Here is a 20,281-nt window from a genome sequence, read left to right on the forward strand (position 1 = left end):
GAAACTGCCGATAAGAACAGTTTTCGCAGGATAATTTTTGTGCTAGCACTCCTCAGCGATCTCATAGAGAAGTCTTTCTGTTTTTTCCCATCCAAGACAAGGGTCGGTGATGGATTTTCCATAGATGTGATCATGGATCTTCTGGCTGCCATCTTCGATGTAGCTCTCGATCATCAGTCCTTTCACCATCTTATGGATGTCGTTGTTATAACGGCGGCTGTGAAGGACTTCCTTGGCAATACGGATCTGTTCCAGATACTGCTTGTTGGAGTTGGAATGGTTGGTATCTACCACACAAGCTGGATTCTGGAGGTTTTTCTGAGCATACAGCTCGCATAAGAGACGCAGATCTTCATAGTGATAATTCGGAAGAACCTGCCCACGCTTATTGACAGCACCGCGAAGAACCGTGTGAGCAAGCGGGTTGCCGGTGGTGTCCACGTCCCAGCCTCGATAGATAAAGGAGTGAGCATGCTGAGCAGCGACAACGGAGTTCAGCATAACTGTCATGTCGCCGCTGGTCGGATTCTTCATACCGGCCGGGACATCAAAGCCACTGACAGTCATTCGATGCTGCTGGTCTTCTACGGAACGGGCACCAACTGCCACATAAGAGAGCAGATCTGCCAGATACCACCAGTTCTCCGGGTAAAGCATCTCATCCGCTGCGGTAAGGCCGGTCTCCTCAATATTTCTGATATGAAGCTTACGAATTGCAATCAGACCTTCCAGAAGATCTGGTGCTGCTTCCGGATCCGGCTGATGAACCATTCCCTTGTATCCTTCACCGGTAGTACGTGGCTTGTTGGTATAAATACGTGGAATGATGATGCATTTATCTTTAATCTGCTCCTGGATTGGAACCAGACGGTGCAGGTAATCCATGACAGCAGGCTCATTATCTGCGGAACACGGTCCGATGATTACGAGAAATCGATCGTCTGCGCCAGTGATCACGTCGCGGATCTCTTTATCTCGCTGTGCTTTTTTTGCTGCATTTTCCGGGGAAAGCGGATACATGGCTTTGATCTCCTTGGGGATAGGCAGCTTTTTGTTGAATGTGAATCCCATGGTAATCTCCTTTGTTACTAGTTTCTATGTTTGCGAAATGATATTCGAAAATATTATAGTATACTTCACTGAGATTGTAAATAAAAGAACTTCCGGGCAGAAGTGAAAAGTTTCCAGATTCCGAAGGAAAGGAGCAGAAGTATATACAGGATCGCGCATAGACAAAGATTTCCTGCCAGAATCAGGATCGTTGATAAAGAACGGAAAATCATAAAGTGAGACAAGGGTTTCAACAGATAAATACCTCCGGTTGATAAAAGCATGGCAGCAGCGGGCTTTAGAATATAGGCATCAAGCCCGATGGTTGGGTGAATGTGCCGGGAGACTGCCAGAAGCCCGGACATGCACAGCAGCAACTGACTGATCAGAATGCTCCAGAGAACACCTTCGATGCCGAAGCGGGGTACGAAGAGCAGAAGAGCCAGGATCCGCACCAGCACTGCCGCCAGCTGATTGATGAATGTGATGCCGGTCTTGCCAAGGCCGTGGAGAATGCTGTTGATATTTCCGGTAAGATACAGAAATGGGCAGATCCATGCCAATGTACACAAAAAGCTTCCGGCTAATGGTTCGTGGAAGACAACAGTTCCCAATTCGTTTCCGAAAAATAAAAAAATTCCCATACAGAATATTCCCATGAGGAGTCCGAAAAGAATCGTATATTCAATAGAAAGAGAAATTCGTTGTTCATTGCCGCGGGATTGCTCTTCTGAGATGGTCGGGAGCAGCATGGCAGACAGAGAAGAGGTCACTGCATTGGGAAACATCAGGAAGGACAGGGACATGCCTGTCAGGATGCCATAGAGACTTAAAGCTTCTGATACAGACAGACCGGATGTCTGGAGGCTTACAGGAATCAGCACTGCCTCCGCACTTTGAAGGAGTGTCAGACTTAAACGGCTGCCGGTGAGAGGCAACGCCATGGAAAGAATCTTCCGGCATTGAATACGCAGTGCAGATAGTGGCAGAGTAGAACGCTTTTCGGAAACGGTAAAGTGGAGCATGAACAGGGCGGAAGCAGCCTCTCCGAAGAGAAGCCCCAATACTGCCAGTGAGGGGGTAATTGCCCGGCTCTCCTGGATAAAAATGCGGTAAAGCAAGATCACAGAACCGATTCTTGCTGCCTGCTCCAGAATCTGGGAGATGGCCGGGAGAGATGCTTTCTTCTGTCCAAGATAATATCCCTGGAGACAGCCGTGGATCGCACTTAGAGGGATGACCGGAGCCAGAATACGTAAAGGTGTGACACAGCGGCTTTCGCAGAGCAGTTTGTCTGCTATGAATTCTGCCTGATTCCAGAGAAGGACGCAGACCAGCACAGAGGCGGACAAGGACAGGAACAGTCCGGCTTTCAAAGCGTAGGATCGTTCTTTTTCTACAGCTCCGGCGGTGAAACGGGAGATGGCAGATTCAATACCGGAGGCGGTGCATGCATGACATACGGCGAATACAGGAAAAATAAGCTGATAGATGCCGATTCCTTCCGCACCCAGGGCATGTGCCAGGAATATCTTATAGAAGAAACCGGAAAAACGGCACAGAAGACCTGCACAGGTCAGCAGGAGCGTGCCTTTGATGAAATGAGGAAATGATCGCATAGAATTTCGCTGTTCTTTTTTCCTATAATATATTAGAGAAGAGTGCTTGACAGAACTGCTTACCAGTGTTATTCTTTTACATGAAATCCGAGTAAAAAGCTCGGAATTGAAACGGGGTGAAAGAGATGAAGCTGTCTACAAAAGGACGTTATGGGCTCAGAGCGATGATCGATCTGGCATTATATGCGGAGAATACTCCGGTGTCGATTGCAAGTATTGCAGCCAGACAGCACATATCCGAGAGCTATCTGGAACAACTGATCGCGAAGCTCCGTAAAGCAAATCTGGTAACAAGCGTGCGTGGAGCCGGAGGCGGATATGTACCGGGACGGCCGGTGGAAGAGATCTCAGTAGGAGATGTGCTGAGAGCACTGGAAGGAAATCTGGATCCAGTGGAGTGTCCGGGGATCGAACATCAGGGCGGCTGTGATGGTTCCGATGTATGCGTGACTAAATATGTATGGAAACGGATCAATGACAGTATTAACCAGACTGTAGATGGAATGATGCTCAGCGATCTGCTGGCAGAAAGCCGGGAAGTACAGAAAAAACGTCAGATTCCAGTATCATGTTGTGAGAAAAAGGAGTGATGAAACATGGGTGAAGAGAAGAAATTAATTTACCTGGATAATGCGGCGACGACCAAGACTGCGCCGGAAGTTGTGGAGGCAATGCTTCCGTATTTTACAGAACTGTATGGAAATCCGTCCAGTGTCTACAGCTTTTCCCAGAAAAGCAAAGAAGCTATCACTGCAGGAAGAGAGAAGATTGCAAAGACTCTTGGAGCAAATCCGGAGGAAATCTATTTTACAGCAGGTGGAAGTGAGTCTGATAACTGGGCATTAAAAGCAACTGCAGAAGCTTATGGTTCCAAAGGAAATCACATTATTACATCTAAGATCGAGCATCATGCAATCCTGCATACTTGTGACTGGCTGGAGAAACATGGATTTGAGATCACTTATGTGGATGTAGATGAGTTTGGTAAGATCAAGCTGGATGAACTGAAAAAAGCTATCCGTCCGACCACCATTCTAATCAGTGTGATGTTTGCAAACAATGAGATTGGTACCATTCAGCCGATCAAAGAGATCGGTGAGATTGCTCATGAGCATGGTATCCTGTTCCACACCGACGCAGTACAGGCATATGGACAGCTTCCTATTAATGTAGATGAGCTGCATATCGATATGTTAAGCTCCAGTGGACACAAGCTGAACGGACCGAAAGGAATTGGCTTCCTGTATATTCGTAAAGGGGTAAAGATCAGAAGCTTTATTCATGGTGGTGCTCAGGAGAGAAAACGTCGTGCAGGTACAGAGAATGTTCCGGGTATTGTAGGATACGGTGTGGCAGCAGAACGTGCAGCAAATACCATGGAAGAGCGTACTGCAAAAGAGCGTAAGATCCGTGACCATCTGATTGACCGTGTACTTGCAGAAGTTCCGTACACCAGACTGAATGGACACAGAACTGACCGTTTGCCGAACAATGCAAACTTCAGTTTCCAGTTCGTAGAGGGTGAGTCCCTGCTGATCATGCTTGATATGGATGGCATCTGTGGCTCCAGTGGATCAGCCTGTACATCGGGATCTCTTGATCCGTCTCACGTACTGCTGGCTATTGGACTGCCTCATGAGATCGCACATGGTTCCTTGCGTCTGACTCTGAGCGAGGAGACCACCATGGAAGATGTGGACTATGTAGTAGATTGTATTAAGAAAATCGTTGAGAGACTTAGAAGTATGTCTCCGCTGTATGAGGATTTCATTCGGAATCATTAATTACAGCCATTAATAAGAAAAGAGGATTTAGAATATGTATAGCGATAAAGTAATGGATCATTTCCAGCATCCGAGAAACGTAGGAGAGATTGAGAATGCCAGCGGTGTAGGTACAGTCGGTAATGCAAAATGCGGTGATATCATGAGAATTTACTTTGATATCGATGACAACCAGATCATCCGTGATGTAAAATTCAAGACCTTTGGCTGCGGTGCAGCAGTTGCAACCAGCAGTATGGCAACAGAGCTGGTAAAAGGAAAAAGCATCTATGAAGCTCTGGAAGTTACCAATAAAGCAGTTATGGAAGCACTGGATGGACTTCCACCTGTAAAAGTACACTGTTCTCTGCTGGCTGAGGAAGCAATCCATGCAGCACTGTGGGATTATGCAGAGAAACATCATATTAAGATTGAAGGACTGAAAAAACCGAAGTCAGATATTCACGAAGGCGAAGAAGAGGAAGAATACTAGGATGAAGAAAAAGGTCGTTGTCGGAATGTCCGGCGGAGTCGATTCATCCGTGGCGGCCTGGCTTCTTCTTCAGAAGGGCTACGACGTGATGGGTGTGACCATGCAGATCTGGCAGGATGAAGTGCCGGAGCAGGTGGAGGAAAACGGCGGATGCTGTGGACTTTCTGCTGTGGATGATGCCAGAAGAGTGGCATCCCGCCTGGAGATTCCTTACTATGTCATGAATTTTAAACAGGATTTCAAGGAAAATGTCATTGATTATTTTATGGATGAATATTTAAAGGGACATACACCTAATCCCTGTATTGCCTGTAATCGTTATGTGAAGTGGGAGTCTCTGCTGAAGAGAAGCATGGATATTGGCGCAGATTACATTGCAACCGGTCACTATGCCCGGATCGAGAAATTGCCCAATGGACGTTATGCGCTGCGTAAATCAGCGACTTCGGCCAAGGATCAGACTTATGCACTGTATAATCTGACACAGGAACAGCTGTCAAAAACACTGATGCCAGTGGGAGAGTACACCAAGGATCAGATCCGCACATTTGCAGAAGAGCTGGGTCTTCCAGTGGCTCATAAGCCGGACAGCCAGGAGATCTGTTTTGTTCCGGATGGAGATTATGCAAAGTTCATTGAGGAGAACTCTGGAAAGAAGATTCCAGAAGGAAATTTTGTCTGGACAGACGGAACTGTGATCGGAAAGCATAAGGGAATCACGCATTATACCATTGGTCAGCGGAAAGGGCTTGGACTTGCCATGGGAAGACCTGTCGTTGTGACAGAGATTCGTCCGGAGACCGGTGAAGTGGTTATCGGTGAAGCAGATGCCGTCTTTCGTACAACGCTTCGTGCGGATCGTCTGAACTGGATGAGCGTGCCGGATATTGAAGGGGAAGCACGTTTCCTGGCAAAGATCCGTTATAACCACAGCGGATCTATGTGTACTGTGCGGAAGATCGAGGAAGATCTGGTGGAATGCACCTTTGATGAGCCGGTTCGTGCCGTGACACCTGGTCAGGCCGTTGTATTTTACGATGGAGACTACGTGGCAGGCGGTGGAACAATTCTGTAAATAAATAACAGCCCGAAGCGGCAGCACAATTTATTGCTGTCATTCCGGGCTGTTGTGGTTTTTATAGAAGTTTTTATGCTGCCATTCCAGACTGTCATAGTTGGCTACAGCGGCAGTTCCATCGGTACACGTTTCTTGAATATATAATAGGAAGAAAATCCGCAGGAGATCAGCAACTCTCGTAATCTTGAGAATTCATAGGCCAGATACGCAGGATCATGGGCATCTGAGCCGATGGTCAGCAATTTCCCGCCAAGTTCTTTATAACGTTTCAGAATATCTGTGCAAGGATTAGGTTCGCCGAGACCATATTTATATCCACCCGTGTTGACTTCTAACGCAATTTCATTTTTAATCAAAATACGAAGGATTGCATCTAGAATTTCCTGATATTGTGTCCATGCATAATTTTTGTTTTTTGTGGGACCATATCGGACAACATAGTCAAGATGTCCAAGACTGTCAAAGTTCGTATATGATTTCAGATTCTGAAGGACACATTCAAAGTATTCCCGGTAAGCGGTCTGCTCTTCTCGCCCTTCAAAAAAAGAAGGGTAGTAAGGGTCACGGCTGTTGACGAGATGGATGGAGCCGATCACATAATCAAAGGGATGAGAAAACACCAGATTGTGATGCCGGCTGGACAGATAGGGCTGCAGCCCGAGTTCCACACCGATTATCAGATCGATCCGATCCTGATATTGTTCCTTCAGTGGAGTCATATAGTCAAAATATTTTTTCGGGTCAAATTCAAAGCAGATACCGCCGTCTGTGTAATCATAGTCCATGTGGTCGGTCAGACACAGATGGGAAAGTCCGAGTGAAATTGCTTTTTCAATCATAATTTCCGGTGAAAATGAACCATCACCGGAGAATAAAGTATGTACATGTGTATCAGCAATAATTGCCAAAATCTGTTCCTCCTGTGTAAAAATAGTCCTGTCCTGACCCATGATAGAAGAAAAAAGCAGGAAAGTAAAGTAAAAAAATGTGGAATCTTGATTTTTGGTATTGATATTTTCAGGCAAAGCAGTTAAAATAAGTAACGGTTGATGTTCTTTTAACAATCATGGCAAGAGTTAAAAGATCAGAAATATATCATTATTCAACTTTTAGGAGGAATTGAAACATGGCAGTAAAAGTAGCGATCAATGGATTCGGACGTATTGGCCGTCTGGCATTCAGACAGATGTTTGGCGCAGAGGGATATGAGGTAGTAGCAATCAACGACCTTACTTCTCCGAAAATGCTTGCACATCTGCTGAAATATGATTCTTCTCAGGGTAAATATGCTCTGGCTGACACTGTATCTGCAACTGATGATTCTATCATCGTTGACGGAAAAGAGATTAAGATTTATGCAAAAGCTAACGCAGCTGAGCTTCCGTGGGGAGAGATCGGCGTAGATGTAGTTCTGGAGTGTACCGGATTCTACACCTCTAAAGAGAAAGCTTCTGCACACATCACTGCAGGCGCTAAGAAAGTAGTTATTTCCGCTCCGGCTGGAAATGATCTGCCGACTATCGTATACAACGTAAACCACAAAACTCTGACCAAAGAGGATACTGTTATTTCTGCAGCTTCCTGTACCACCAACTGCCTGGCACCGATGGCAAAAGCTCTGAACGACCTGGCTCCGATCGAGTCTGGTATCATGTGCACCATCCATGCTTACACTGGTGATCAGATGATCCTTGACGGACCGCAGAGAAAAGGCGATCTGAGAAGAAGCCGTGCAGGCGCTGTTAACATCGTTCCGAACAGCACTGGTGCTGCAAAAGCAATCGGTCTGGTTATTCCGGAACTGAACGGCAAACTGATCGGTGCTGCACAGCGTGTACCGACCCCGACCGGATCTACCACTCTTCTGTTCGCAGTTGTAGACAAAGCTGTAACCAAAGAAGAGATCAACGCAGCTATGAAAGCAGCTACTACCGAATCCTTCGGATACAACGAGGATGAGATCGTATCCAGCGATATCGTTGGTATGAGATTTGGTTCTCTGTTCGATGCTACCCAGACTATGGTTTCCCCGCTTCCGGATGGAAAGACCCAGGTTGAGGTTGTATCTTGGTATGACAATGAGAACTCCTACGTTTCTCAGATGGTTCGTACTATCAAATACTTCGCTGAGCTTGCGTAAGCATTGAGCCATGCAAAAGGCGTAAAATGCAGGCGCTATGTGCTTGCACATGAGCGGCTGGAGTTTGCGACTTTTATAGGGCGATAGCCCGTTCACCGAGATGAAACGAAGTGGAATCGAGGGGCATGGCGGGCTGATTGTTTAAGACCTCAAAAGGTCCGGTCTTCAGGACCGGACCTTTTTTTCGTCTTTGTGAAAGATCCTGAAAGAAAGGAAGTTATTTATCATGGCATTAAATAAAAAAACAGTTGATGATATCAATGCAAAAGGAAAACGTGTCCTTGTAAGATGCGATTTCAACGTACCGCTGAAAGACGGCGTGATCACTGATGAGACCCGTATCGTTGCAGCACTTCCGACTATCAAAAAGCTGATAGGTGATGGCGCAAAAGTGATCCTTTGCTCCCATCTTGGAAAAGTAAAGAATGGTCCGAACGAGGGAGAATCCCTGGCACCGGTTGCAAAGCGTCTGTCTGAGAAGCTTGGCAAAGAGGTAGTATTCGTATCTGATTATCATGTAACCGGAGAGGCAGCTACCAAAGCAGTTTCTGAGATGAAAGATGGAGATGTAGTTCTTCTTCAGAATACACGTTTCCGTGGTGCTGAGGAGACCAAGAATGGTGAAGAGTTCAGCAAAGAGCTGGCTGACCTGGCTGATATCTATGTATGCGATGCATTTGGTTCTTCTCACAGAGCACATGCTTCTGTTGCAGGTGTTACTAAATTTATCAGCGCAAAAGGCGGACAGAATGTAGTTGGATACCTGATGGAGAAAGAGATCAACTTCCTTGGAAATGCAGTAGAGAATCCGGTTCGTCCGTTCGTTGCAATCCTTGGTGGTGCAAAAGTAGCAGACAAGCTGAACGTTATCTCCAACCTGCTGGAGAAATGTGATACTCTGATTATTGGTGGTGGAATGGCTTATACCTTCCTGAAAGCACAGGGCGCAGAAGTTGGTACTTCTCTGGTAGATGATACAAAACTTGATTACTGCAAAGAGATGCTTGAGAAAGCTGAAAAGCTTGGAAAGAAACTGCTCCTTCCGGTAGATACTACCATTGCAGCAGCATTCCCGAATCCGATCGATGCTGAAATTGCTGTAGAAGTTGTAGACAGCAAAGCAATTCCGGCTGATATGATGGGACTGGATATCGGACCGAAGACTGCAGAGCTTTACGCTGATGCTGTAAAATCTGCCAAGACCGTTGTATGGAACGGACCGATGGGTGTATTTGAGAACCCGATCCTTGCAAAAGGAACCATCGCAGTTGCAAAAGCACTTGCTGAGACCGATGCAATCACTATCATCGGCGGCGGCGATTCCGCAGCAGCAGTTAATACTCTTGGATTCGGCGATAAGATGACTCATATCTCCACCGGTGGCGGAGCTTCCCTTGAGTTCCTGGAGGGCAAAGAGCTTCCGGGTGTTATGGCTGCTGATGACAAATAAGTTTTCGTAAGATACCGCGGCAGTTTCAGCTGCAGACGGATATTTTATAAAGTATATCAGGAGGATATAAGAAATGGCTAGAAAGAAAATTATTGCCGGAAACTGGAAGATGAACATGACTCCGAGTGAGGCAGTAGAGCTGGTTAACACACTGAAACCGCTGGTAGCAACAGAAGATGCAGATGTAGTTTTCTGCGTACCGGCAATCGACATCATTCCGGTAATGGAAGCTGCTAAAGGTTCCAATATCCAGGTTGGTGCAGAGAACATGTACTTTGAGGAGAAAGGTGCTTACACCGGAGAGATCTCCCCGAACATGCTGACTGACGTAGGAGTAAAATATGTAATCCTTGGTCATTCTGAGAGAAGAGAGTACTTCGCAGAGACCAGCGAGACTGTAAACAAGAAGATGCTGAAAGCATTTGAGCATGGTCTGACTCCGATCATGTGCTGTGGTGAGACTTTGACTCAGAGAGAGCAGGGCGTAACTATGGATTTCATCCGTCAGCAGGTAAAAGTTGGTTTCCTTGGAGTAACTGCTGAGCAGGCTAAGACCGCTGTTATCGCTTACGAGCCGATCTGGGCAATCGGTACCGGCAAGACCGCTACTACCGAGCAGGCACAGGAAGTTTGCAAAGGCATTCGTGAGTGCATTGCTGAGATCTATGATGAGGCAACTGCAGAAGCAATCCGTATCCAGTACGGCGGATCTGTAAATGCTGCTACCGCTCCGGAGCTGTTCGTACAGCCGGATATCGATGGCGGACTGGTTGGAGGAGCTGCTCTGAAACCAGATTTCGGAAAGATCGTAAACTGGAAATAAGTCACTGAATAAGTGAAATGTATATAGCCAGATGGTTCCAAGTAAGGAATCGTCTGGCTATTTGCTTTTTAAGAAAAGATCCTGCTTATCAGACAATATATTAAGAGAAGAAATGAAAATTCTCTGAATTTGTCAAGTGACGGCTTGCATGTTCTGCGGACATCATGTACAATGACATATGGCTAGTTACAGGTTTGTTCTGAAGACAGGCCGTATACATAGATAAGATAAAGGAGAATGAAAAAATGAGCAAAAGACCAACAGTGCTGATGATTTTAGATGGCTATGGACTGAATGACAGAAAAGAAGCCAATGCGATCGCTGAGGCGAATACCCCGGTGATGGACAAACTGATGGCTGAGTATCCGTATGTAAAAGGAAATGCTAGTGGACTGGCAGTAGGACTTCCGGATGGACAGATGGGTAACTCTGAGGTTGGACATATGAATATGGGCGCAGGCCGTATCGTATACCAGGAGCTGACCCGTATCACCAAAGAGATCCAGGATGGTGATTTCTTCAAGAATGAAGCACTTCTGGAAGCTATGGATAATGCCAAGAAGAACGATTCCGCACTTCATCTGTACGGACTGCTCTCTGACGGAGGCGTTCACAGCCACAATACTCACCTGTATGCACTTCTGGAGATGGCAAAGCAGCAGGGACTTCACAAAGTATATGTACATTGCTTCCTGGATGGACGTGATACACCGCCTGCATCTGGAAAAGATTTTGTTGCCCAGTTAGTTGATAAGATGAAAGAGATCGGTGTTGGAGAAGTGGCAACCGTTATGGGTCGCTATTATGCTATGGACCGTGATAACAGATGGGATCGTGTGGAGCTGGCATACAAGGCTCTGACCAAGGGAGAAGGCATCCCGGCTGACTGCCCGATCTGCGCTGTAGAGAATTCTTATAAGGAAGAAGTATACGATGAGTTCGTAAAACCGAGCGTGGTTATGAAAGACGGACACCCGACCGCGACCATTCAGGACAAGGATTCTGTTATCTTCTTCAACTTCCGTCCGGACCGTGCAAGAGAGATTACCAGAGCTTTCTGCGCAGATGAGTTTGACGGATTTGCAAGAGAGAAGAAGCTGGATCTGACATATGTATGCTTCACTCAGTATGATGCAACGATTCCGCATACAATCATTGCATTCAAGAAAGTAGAACTCCACAATACGTTTGGTGAGTATCTGGCAGCACATCACATGACTCAGGCACGTATTGCTGAGACAGAAAAATATGCACATGTGACCTTCTTCTTCAACGGAGGAGTAGAGCAGCCCAACGAGGGCGAGGATCGTATCCTTGTAAAATCCCCGAAAGTTGCAACTTATGATCTGAAGCCGGAGATGAGCGCATATGAAGTATGCGACCGTCTGTGTGAGGCAATCCGTTCTGAAAAATATGATGTGATCATCATCAACTTTGCAAACCCGGATATGGTAGGTCATACAGGTGTAGAGGCTGCAGCTATCAAAGCCATTGAGGTTGTTGACGAGTGTGTTGGCAAGGCAGTAGAGGCACTCAAGGAAGTGGATGGACAGATGTTTATCTGTGCTGACCATGGAAATGCAGAGCAGCTTAAAGATTATGAGACCGGTGAACCGTTCACTGCTCATACCACCAACCCGGTTCCGTTCATCCTTGTAAATGCGGATTCGAAATATACGCTGAGAGAAGGCGGATGCCTGGCAGACATCGTACCGACTCTGCTGGAACTGATGGGAATGGAGCAGCCTGCTGAGATGACCGGAAAATCTCTGCTTGTAAAATAGGAGTGGCTTATGGTACTGGAGATGAAACGTGCTCTGGAAGATCTGAAAAAAGGTGCTGACGGGGCATATAGAAAAATATACGATGCAACTTATGAAGAGGTATACTGCAAGAGTTTTCTGATCACACAGGAAGAAAAACAGGCACTGAGTCTGGTGGAAGATTTTTATGCAGGTGTATTAAAAGAAATCGGCGAAGCACTGAAAGCAGAGGATCAGAATCTCTGGTTCTGGCAGCAGTATTATAAGAAGATCCGCCGCGAATATCAGAAGCTTTTAAGCATTCAGCATAAAGAGGCTCCGGGTAAAGCACAGAATCTGGCACAGATCCTGGCGGCACTTCCGCTGCTTCATCGTGTGATGCTGGTGATGGCTTATGAGGATGACTTCAGCGCAGAACAGATCAGCGCAGTGCTTGGTCTGGCATCGGAGAAGATTGAAGGCGAGCTTGAGAAGCTGGAGAAGATTCTTCCGACCCTTACACAGGGACAGCCGCAGGAGAATGCTGTATGGCTGGCAGGCTGGAAGACGATTCTGGCAGGCGCAGACCGTCAGATCCTTGGGACGGTAGCTGCTGACTGGGTGGATGTGGCCTATGAGAAGGCATCTGCTGCTGCAGGCGTGAAAGAACAGCCGAAGAAAGAAGACAACTTTGAGTATTTTGTGGCAGATGTAGATCTGACAGAAGAAAAGCCGAAGAAGAAAAAAGCAGAGCCTGTCATTGAAGAAGAGGATGATGAGGACGAAGAAGAGTATTCCGATGAAGACAATGAGGATGAGGAATACGATGACGATGATGAAGAATATGATGACGAGGATGACGAAGACGATGAGGATCGTTATGACTGGGATCTGGAAGATGATGGCCGTAAGATGATCATTATTGGAGCAGTTGTTGCAGTGATTCTTTGCGTTGTGATCGGACTTGGTGCCATGTGGTTCATGGGAAGAAACAAGAGTGACAGCGCGACATCGTCTCAGACAGAAGAACAGCAGGAAGGTGAAGATGCAGCTGCAGATCTGGTGATCAAGGGTGATGGAGATACTGCTGATGATGCAGAGCCTGCTGAGGAAACGGATGCTGAGGAGACAGAGGAGACTGAAGAGGCTGCTCCGGAAGAGGAAGAAGCAGAACCGGAAGAGCCGCAGACTGTGACTATGAAGGTCAATGCAAGCTCTTTGAATGTAAGGAGTGAAGCTAATACCACCAGCTCTGTCGTAACCAGTCTGGCAAATGGAGATACGGTAGAAGTTCTTGGTGATGCATCTCAGGAATGGGTACAGATTCGATGCACCAGCAAGAATAATGAGGAAGGCTACGTGAAGAGCGAGTATCTGGTAGCTGCCGAATAGAAAGAAAGGAACCTGCCTATACTATGAAAAAATAGTATAGGAGGTTCTTTTTTTATGAATCGATATCTGCCAATCACCTATATTTACGCAAGAGAGATCCTGGACTCCAGGGGAAACCCTACTGTGGAGGTGGAGGTGGTGCTGGATGGTGTCTATGAGGCAAGGGCATCCGTTCCGTCAGGAGCATCTACAGGGCAGTATGAGGCGGTGGAACTGCGGGATGGACAGGAACGTTACCTGGGATTGGGAGTAGAAAAGGCAGTCTCCAATGTAAACACAAAGATCGCCAATGCTCTGCTGGGGGAAAATGCGTTGAGTCAGGGATATATTGACCATCTGCTCATTGATGCGGATGGTACGGAAAATAAGTCTAACCTGGGTGCCAATGCGATCCTGCCGGTCTCTATGGCGGTTGCCAAAGCTTCTGCAAAGGCACTGGGACTTCCTCTGTATCAGTATCTGGGTGGTATTCGGACAGACAGCATGCCGGTTCCTATGATGAATATATTGAATGGAGGCCGTCATTCGAAGAATTCATTGGACTTTCAGGAATTTATGATCCTTCCTGTAGGTGCAGAGAATTTTAAGGAATCCATTCGTATGGGAACAGAGGTGTACCACAAGTTAAAACTGATTCTCAACAAAGATCAGATGGTCAGCGCAGTTGGTGACGAAGGCGGATTTGCACCGGATCTGAAAAACGCAAGGGAAGCGTTGGAATATCTGATGAAGGCAGTAGAACTGGCGGGATACGATCCGGGAAAAGATGTGGTGTTTGCCATGGATGCAGCAGCCAGCGAGTTGTTAAATGAACGGACTGGCTGTTATGATTTTCCAGGAGAAGGAAGCCAGGAAGGCTGTCAGATCAGTCGGAGTACAAATGAGATGATCGATTACTATGAATCGTTGACGGCAGAATTTCCACTGGTATCAATTGAAGATGGATTGGCGGAAAATGACTGGGAAGGCTGGCAGAAGCTTACCTGTCGTCTGGGTCAGAATATTCAGCTGGTAGGAGATGATCTGTTTGTAACGAACACCAGGCGGATCAGCTGTGGGATCAAGCTTCAGACGGCCAATGCGGTTCTGATCAAACTCAATCAGATCGGAACGCTGACGGAAGCTTTTGATGCGATCCATATGGCTCACAAGGCCGGATATCGCACCATTATATCTCATCGCAGCGGTGAGACTTCAGAGGATATGATCGCAGATCTGGCAGTAGCCTGCGGATCCGGACAGATTAAGACCGGTGCGCCATGCCGGGCGGAGCGGACGGCAAAATATAATCAGTTGCTGCGGATACAGGAAGAATTAGGAGAGCTGGCATCTTTTCGGAATCCTTTTGCTGTTGATGACGGGCGGGAGCAAAGTTCATGATTTACAGAAACCGGCATAGATGATATGATAATGCAGAACTGACTGGCGCTTAAAAACCAGTTTATGGACGGGAGAAAACAAATGAAGAAGATCATATTGGCTTCCGGATCGCCAAGAAGAAGAGAACTGCTGACACAGATCGGCATCTCCTTTGAAGTGGTGAAGGCGGAAGGTGAAGAAAAGATAACGACGGATGATCCGGAGGAAGCGGTCAAGGAGCTTGCCATGCAGAAAGCGCAGGAGGTTGCGGGCCGCGTGGATGCAGATGTGGTGATCGGAGCGGATACTGTGGTCGCTGTAGACGGCGAGATCATGGGAAAACCAAAGGATCCGGAAGATGCGGTTCGGATGATCCACCGCATTCAGGGACGGGATCATGAGGTGCTGACCGGTGTGGCTGTGATCCTGAAAAAAGGAGAGGTGGAGACCACCATCAATTTTGCAGAGACTACCCGTGTGCATGTGTTTCCTATGACAGAGGAGGAGATCCAAGCGTATGTAGCAAGCAAAGAACCCATGGATAAAGCCGGGGCATATGGCATCCAGGGGCTCTTTGCCGCATATGTATCCGGAATCGAAGGTGATTACAACAATGTGGTTGGTCTGCCGGTGGGAAGACTGTATCAGGAAGTAAAGGCCATTGCAGATGTGGATCTGCGAACCCTATAGAAGATAAGAGACAGGAGTCAGAAATATGAGATTTGTAGTACAGAGAGTGACACATGCATCTGTCACGGTAGATAGTCAGGTGATCGGAAAGATCGGAAATGGATTTATGGTGCTGATCGGTGTAGCGGATACAGACACGAGAGAGATTGCTGATAAAATGGTAAAAAAGCTGCTGGGACTTCGCATTTTTGAGGATGAGAACGGCAAGACGAATCTGGATATACATACGGTGGAAGGTGAACTTCTGCTGATCTCACAATTTACTCTCTATGCAAACTGCCGTCATGGTAACCGTCCGAGCTTTATTGAGGCAGGAAAGCCGGATATGGCCAACGAAATGTATGAGTACATCATTGCAAAATGCAAAGAGCAGGTACCGGTGGTGGAAAAAGGGGAATTTGGCGCGGATATGAAGGTAGAACTGTTAAATGATGGTCCATTCACGATTCTGCTGGATTCAGACCAACTGTAAGAAGTGACTGGAATCCGTTCCGACGACTGACGTATCAGTTGAAAATCTTCTGGTGTTATGGTAGAATAACGACAGATATGAGGCATGTGGGGATACTGCGTGCTGCGAGAAAAAATTGAGGTGCGATATGAAACGTGTACTTTTGAAACTGAGTGGAGAAGCTCTGGCCGGTGAGAAGCATACCGGATTTGATGAGGCAACCTGCCTTCAGGTTGCAGAACAGGTAAAGCAGGTGTGTGACAGCGGTGTTCAGGTAGCTATTGTGATCGGAGGAGGCAATTTCTGGAGAGGTCGTACCAGCAACAATATTGACCGTACAAAATCTGACCAGATCGGTATGCTGGCAACTGTGATGAACTGTATCTATGTGTCTGAGATTTTCCGCAGCGTGGGAATGAAGACCAAGGTATTTACTCCGTTTACCATGGGACCGATGGCTGAGATGTTTACCAAGGATGCAGCTGTTGAGTGCCTGGAGAAAGGGGTAGTGACCTTCTTCGCAGGCGGAACCGGACATCCGTATTTCTCCACCGATACCACCACAACTCTTCGGGCAGTGGAGATCGAGGCAGATGTGATTCTGCTGGCTAAGGCAGTGGACGGTGTCTATGACAGCGATCCGAAGGTGAATCCGGAAGCAAAGAAATATGATGAGATCCCGATTCAGCAGGTGATCGATCAGAAGCTGGGCGTGATGGATCTGACAGCATCTATCATGTGCATGGAGAACAAGATGCCGATGATGGTATTTGGATTGAATGAAGAAAACAGTATCGTTAATACATTAAAAGGAAAATTTTCCGGAACAAAAGTGACCGTATAAGGGAGGATATATAGATGGATGAGAGATTAAAAGTATATGACAGCAAGATGACAAAATCATTTGATGCGCTGCTGAGAGATTATGCAGCAATTCGTGCAGGACGTGCCAATCCGCATGTGCTGGACAAGATCAAAGTTGATTATTATGGAACCCCGACTCCGCTTCAGCAGGTAGGAAATATTTCTGTACCGGAGGCAAGAATCATTCAGATCCAGCCGTGGGAGAAAAAGCTGATCCGTGAGATCGAGAAGGCGATCATGACTTCTGATCTTGGTATCAACCCGACCAACGATGGTACGTCTATCCGCCTGATCTTCCCGGAGCTCACTGAGGAGCGCAGAAAAGCACTTGCCAAAGATGTGAAGAAAAAAGGCGACGAGGCAAAGGTTGCGATCCGCAATATCCGTCGTGACGCAAACGAAGCATTCAAGAAGATGAACAAGAACAATGAGCTAACGGAGGATGATCAGAAGGATCTGGAAAGTCAGGCACAGAAGATGACTGATAAATACATCAGCGACATTGATAAAGCTGTAGAAGAGAAAACAAAAGAGATCATGACCGTATAGGCATGCAATGAGGGAGGCTGCTGTTGGGTAACATGAGGAGAGCTGTGAATCACGGGTCTTCTTGTCCGACAGCAGCCTAAAACACGTTTTAGAGAAAATTTGGAGGAAACCGGTATGAATATTCCGCAGCATGTGGCGATCATTCTGGATGGAAACGGCCGCTGGGCCAAAGCAAAAGGCATGCCCCGCAATTATGGACATGTACAGGGAGCAAAAAATGTGGAGAAAATCTGTGAAGATGCATATTATATGGGTATCAAATATCTTACAGTCTATGCATTTTCCACGGAGAACTGGAAGCGTAGCAAGGATGAAGTGGATGCATTGATGACATTGCTGCGCAATTATATGAAGACCTGTGTCAAGACAGCGAAGAAAAATCATATGCGCGTGCGTGTGATCGGAGATAAGAGCGGACTGGCAGAGGATATCCAGGCAAGCATTGCAAAGCTGGAGGAAGAGTCTAAGGATCAGGACGGACTGAACTTTACGATTGCCATTAATTATGGAAGTCGGGATGAGATCTGTCGTGCAGTGAAAAAGATCGTGGCAGAAGGAATTGCACCGGAGGATATTACAGAGCAGGTGATCAGTGATCATCTGGATACAGCAGGAATCCCGGATCCGGATCTTCTGATCCGTACCAGCGGAGAACTTAGATTATCCAATTATCTGATGTGGCAGCTTGCTTATACAGAGTTTTATTTTACTGATGTACCGTGGCCGGATTTTAATAAGGCGGAGCTTGAAAAAGCGATTGAAAAATACAATGGCCGTGACCGTCGGTATGGGGGAGTGAAAGAAGAATGAAAGCATTTTTAACCAGACTGACCAGTGGTATTTTGTTGCTGGTAATCATTGGCGTGACCTGTGCATTTGGCAGCTGGCCGCTTTGGATCGCAGTAACACTGGCGGGTTTTATTGGCCTTCATGAATTCTATCGAGTGCTGGAGATTCCCAGGGGGGATACTCTCTGGTGGATCGGCATGATTGGTGCGGGACTGTGGTCGTTCATCAGCTTTGTTGTCTGTGGTGGTGATCCGGCATGGAAAGAAAATCTGTGGCTTACACTGGTTGCGGCATTTATGCTGATCATGCTGGAATATGTGATTTCCTATCCTAAATACAATACCCAGCAGATCATGGCAGCATTTTTCGGCATCTTCTATGTGCCGGTCATGCTGAGTTTTATCTATCAGACCCGGATGCTGGAAGATGGATTTCAACTGGTCTGGCTGATCTTCTTAAGTGCATGGGGCTGCGACACCTGCGCATACTGTACAGGTGTACTGATCGGAAAGCATAAGCTGGCACCGGTATTAAGTCCGAAGAAATCCATTGAAGGAGCCATCGGGGGCGTTGTAGGTGCGGCATTGCTTGGAGCGGCGTATGGAGCGTTGCTGGGTAAGTATACGGCAACCTTTGCCCTGATCTGCGCAGTGGGCGCAGCGGCTTCCCAGATTGGAGATCTGGCGGCATCAGCGGTGAAGAGACAACATGGCATTAAGGATTATGGTACGCTGATTCCAGGACATGGAGGGATCCTGGACCGGTTTGACAGCGTGATCGTTACAGCTCCCATGATCTATGTACTTGCATTAAGGATGCTTGGATGATCGGTCGGGAATAAATAAGGCAGTCAGAAGCGACTGCAGGAGAACAGGAGAACAGCAGATGAAGAAGATAGCAATCTTAGGCTCTACTGGTTCCATTGGCACACAGACATTGGAAGTGGCAAGAGAAAATGGTGATCTTCAGATCACAGCACTGGCGGCGGGAAATAATATTGAACTGCTGGAAAAGCAGATCCGCGAGTTCCATCCGGGACTGGTAGCTGTATGGAAAGAAGAAAAGGCAAAGGAATTAAAAGACAGAGTAAAAGATCTGGATGTGAAGGTGGTCTGTGGCATGGATGGACTTCTGGAGGTGGCGACAGAACCGTCTTCAGAGATCCTGGTGACGGCAATCGTAGGTATGATCGGCATTCGTCCGACTATCGCAGCTATGAAAGCTGGAAAGGATATTGCGCTTGCCAATAAAGAAACACTGGTAACGGCAGGTCATATTATTATTCCGCTGGCGAAGGAGTGCAACGTACAGATCCTTCCGGTGGACAGTGAGCACAGTGCGATTTTCCAGTGTCTGAACGGAGAGCACAGAAGTCAGTTGAAGAAGATTCTTCTGACAGCTTCCGGTGGCCCGTTCCGCGGAAAGAAAAAGGAAGAACTGAAACATGTACAGGTGGAGGATGCCTTGAAGCATCCGAACTGGTCCATGGGAAGAAAGATTACCATTGACTCTGCAACGCTGGTCAACAAAGGACTGGAGATGATGGAGGCACGTTGGCTCTTCGGCGTGGAACCAAAAGATATTCAGATCGTGGTACAGCCTAAGAGCATCATTCATTCTATGGTGGAGTTTGTAGATGGTGCAGTGATTGCGCAGCTTGGCACACCGGATATGAAGCTGCCGATCCAGTATGCCCTGTATTATCCGGATCGCAAGTATCTGCCGGGAGACCGGCTGGACTTCTGGTCATTGAACCAGATTACTTTTGAAAAACCGGATATGGAGAATTTCCCGGGACTGAAGCTGGCATTTGATGCGGCAGCTGCAGGCGGCTCCATGCCGACGGTCTATAATGCGGCCAATGAGCGGGCAGTAGCCAAATTCCTGGATCGGAAGATCGGTTTTCTCGATATTCCTGAGATTATCAGTGAGTGTATGGCTGCCCACAAGGTTGTGGAAGCTCCGACTGTGGAGCAGATCCTTCAGACAGAGGCTGCAACCTATGACATGATTGAGAGCAGGTGGTAGA

At 47.1% G+C, this 20,281-nt stretch carries 20 protein-coding genes; 17 read left to right on the forward strand and 3 right to left on the reverse strand.

Annotated features, from left to right (window positions below):
• Positions 1 to 42: 42 nt before the first annotated feature.
• Both WMO62_RS02605 and WMO62_RS02610 read right to left on the reverse strand, forming a co-directional pair.
• Positions 43 to 1,071 (reverse strand): 3-deoxy-7-phosphoheptulonate synthase, encoded by a 1,029-nt coding sequence (locus WMO62_RS02605; RefSeq protein WP_349143712.1) that lies wholly within the window; start codon positions 1,069 to 1,071, stop codon positions 43 to 45.
• 65 nt (positions 1,072 to 1,136) lie between these two features.
• Complete coding sequence (locus tag WMO62_RS02610; RefSeq protein ID WP_349143713.1) at positions 1,137 to 2,669, reverse strand: putative polysaccharide biosynthesis protein; 1,533 nt, start codon at positions 2,667 to 2,669, stop codon at positions 1,137 to 1,139.
• A 125-nt stretch (positions 2,670 to 2,794) separates the two neighbouring features.
• On the opposite strand from WMO62_RS02610, the gene WMO62_RS02615 reads away from it, so the two are divergent.
• From WMO62_RS02615 to mnmA, 4 genes are read left to right on the forward strand one after another with little or no spacing between them, the layout of a single operon-like run.
• Positions 2,795 to 3,259 carry an RrF2 family transcriptional regulator gene (locus WMO62_RS02615; protein WP_349143735.1) on the forward strand — a complete coding sequence of 155 codons (465 nt, stop codon included), beginning with the start codon at positions 2,795 to 2,797 and terminating at the stop codon, positions 3,257 to 3,259.
• Positions 3,260 to 3,265: 6 nt separating this feature from the next.
• Positions 3,266 to 4,453, forward strand: a complete 1,188-nt coding sequence (gene nifS, locus WMO62_RS02620; RefSeq protein ID WP_349143714.1) for a cysteine desulfurase NifS — start codon at positions 3,266 to 3,268, stop codon at positions 4,451 to 4,453.
• Positions 4,454 to 4,487: 34 nt separating this feature from the next.
• A complete protein-coding gene (gene nifU / locus WMO62_RS02625; protein WP_117497237.1) occupies positions 4,488 to 4,925 on the forward strand; it encodes a Fe-S cluster assembly scaffold protein NifU in 438 nt (145 codons plus the stop codon).
• A gap of 1 nt (position 4,926) precedes the next feature.
• On the forward strand, positions 4,927 to 6,000 hold the full coding sequence (mnmA, locus tag WMO62_RS02630) for a tRNA 2-thiouridine(34) synthase MnmA (protein WP_118439178.1): 1,074 nt from the start codon (positions 4,927 to 4,929) through the stop codon (positions 5,998 to 6,000).
• 104 nt (positions 6,001 to 6,104) lie between these two features.
• On the opposite strand, the gene WMO62_RS02635 is transcribed toward mnmA, so the two are convergent.
• Positions 6,105 to 6,911, reverse strand: a complete 807-nt coding sequence (locus WMO62_RS02635) for a histidinol-phosphatase HisJ family protein (RefSeq protein WP_349143715.1) — start codon at positions 6,909 to 6,911, stop codon at positions 6,105 to 6,107.
• A 218-nt stretch (positions 6,912 to 7,129) separates the two neighbouring features.
• Here WMO62_RS02635 and gap point away from each other — a divergent pair, with 218 nt between their 5' ends.
• The 13 genes from gap to WMO62_RS02700 all read left to right on the forward strand — a co-directional run bounded on the left by gap (position 7,130) and on the right by WMO62_RS02700 (position 20,280).
• Complete coding sequence (gene gap / locus WMO62_RS02640; protein WP_117497233.1) at positions 7,130 to 8,143, forward strand: type I glyceraldehyde-3-phosphate dehydrogenase; 1,014 nt, start codon at positions 7,130 to 7,132, stop codon at positions 8,141 to 8,143.
• 226 nt (positions 8,144 to 8,369) lie between these two features.
• Complete coding sequence (locus WMO62_RS02645; RefSeq protein WP_117497231.1) at positions 8,370 to 9,593, forward strand: phosphoglycerate kinase; 1,224 nt, start codon at positions 8,370 to 8,372, stop codon at positions 9,591 to 9,593.
• Between the two features lie 73 nt (positions 9,594 to 9,666).
• Positions 9,667 to 10,416, forward strand: coding sequence for a triose-phosphate isomerase (gene tpiA, locus WMO62_RS02650; protein WP_117497228.1), 750 nt, complete (start codon positions 9,667 to 9,669; stop codon positions 10,414 to 10,416).
• 245 nt (positions 10,417 to 10,661) lie between these two features.
• Complete coding sequence (gene gpmI / locus WMO62_RS02655; RefSeq protein ID WP_349143716.1) at positions 10,662 to 12,200, forward strand: 2,3-bisphosphoglycerate-independent phosphoglycerate mutase; 1,539 nt, start codon at positions 10,662 to 10,664, stop codon at positions 12,198 to 12,200.
• A 9-nt stretch (positions 12,201 to 12,209) separates the two neighbouring features.
• Entirely contained in the window at positions 12,210 to 13,550 is a 1,341-nt protein-coding gene (locus WMO62_RS02660; RefSeq protein WP_349143717.1) for an SH3 domain-containing protein, read from the forward strand.
• 54 nt (positions 13,551 to 13,604) lie between these two features.
• Entirely contained in the window at positions 13,605 to 14,930 is a 1,326-nt protein-coding gene (gene eno, locus WMO62_RS02665; RefSeq protein WP_349143718.1) for a phosphopyruvate hydratase, read from the forward strand.
• Between the two features lie 81 nt (positions 14,931 to 15,011).
• Positions 15,012 to 15,599, forward strand: a complete 588-nt coding sequence (locus WMO62_RS02670; protein WP_117497222.1) for a Maf family protein — start codon at positions 15,012 to 15,014, stop codon at positions 15,597 to 15,599.
• Positions 15,600 to 15,624: 25 nt separating this feature from the next.
• Positions 15,625 to 16,071, forward strand: coding sequence for a D-aminoacyl-tRNA deacylase (gene dtd / locus WMO62_RS02675; protein ID WP_117497221.1), 447 nt, complete (start codon positions 15,625 to 15,627; stop codon positions 16,069 to 16,071).
• Between the two features lie 127 nt (positions 16,072 to 16,198).
• On the forward strand, positions 16,199 to 16,894 hold the full coding sequence (gene pyrH / locus WMO62_RS02680; RefSeq protein ID WP_117497219.1) for a UMP kinase: 696 nt from the start codon (positions 16,199 to 16,201) through the stop codon (positions 16,892 to 16,894).
• Positions 16,895 to 16,908: 14 nt separating this feature from the next.
• Positions 16,909 to 17,463 carry a ribosome recycling factor gene (gene frr / locus WMO62_RS02685; RefSeq protein ID WP_118596055.1) on the forward strand — a complete coding sequence of 185 codons (555 nt, stop codon included), beginning with the start codon at positions 16,909 to 16,911 and terminating at the stop codon, positions 17,461 to 17,463.
• A 114-nt stretch (positions 17,464 to 17,577) separates the two neighbouring features.
• A complete protein-coding gene (uppS, locus tag WMO62_RS02690) occupies positions 17,578 to 18,273 on the forward strand; it encodes an undecaprenyl pyrophosphate synthase (protein ID WP_117497216.1) in 696 nt (231 codons plus the stop codon).
• Positions 18,270 to 19,079: a phosphatidate cytidylyltransferase gene (locus WMO62_RS02695; RefSeq protein ID WP_349143720.1), complete on the forward strand. Its 810-nt coding sequence runs from the start codon at positions 18,270 to 18,272 to the stop codon at positions 19,077 to 19,079. The genes uppS and WMO62_RS02695 overlap by 4 nt, the downstream gene beginning before the upstream one ends.
• A gap of 58 nt (positions 19,080 to 19,137) precedes the next feature.
• Positions 19,138 to 20,280: a 1-deoxy-D-xylulose-5-phosphate reductoisomerase gene (locus tag WMO62_RS02700; RefSeq protein ID WP_118509877.1), complete on the forward strand. Its 1,143-nt coding sequence runs from the start codon at positions 19,138 to 19,140 to the stop codon at positions 20,278 to 20,280.
• The last annotated feature ends 1 nt before the right edge of the window (position 20,281 follow it).

The sequence above is a fragment of the Hominiventricola aquisgranensis genome (genome assembly GCF_040096225.1).
GTDB classification, from domain to species: domain Bacteria; phylum Bacillota; class Clostridia; order Lachnospirales; family Lachnospiraceae; genus Hominiventricola; species Hominiventricola aquisgranensis.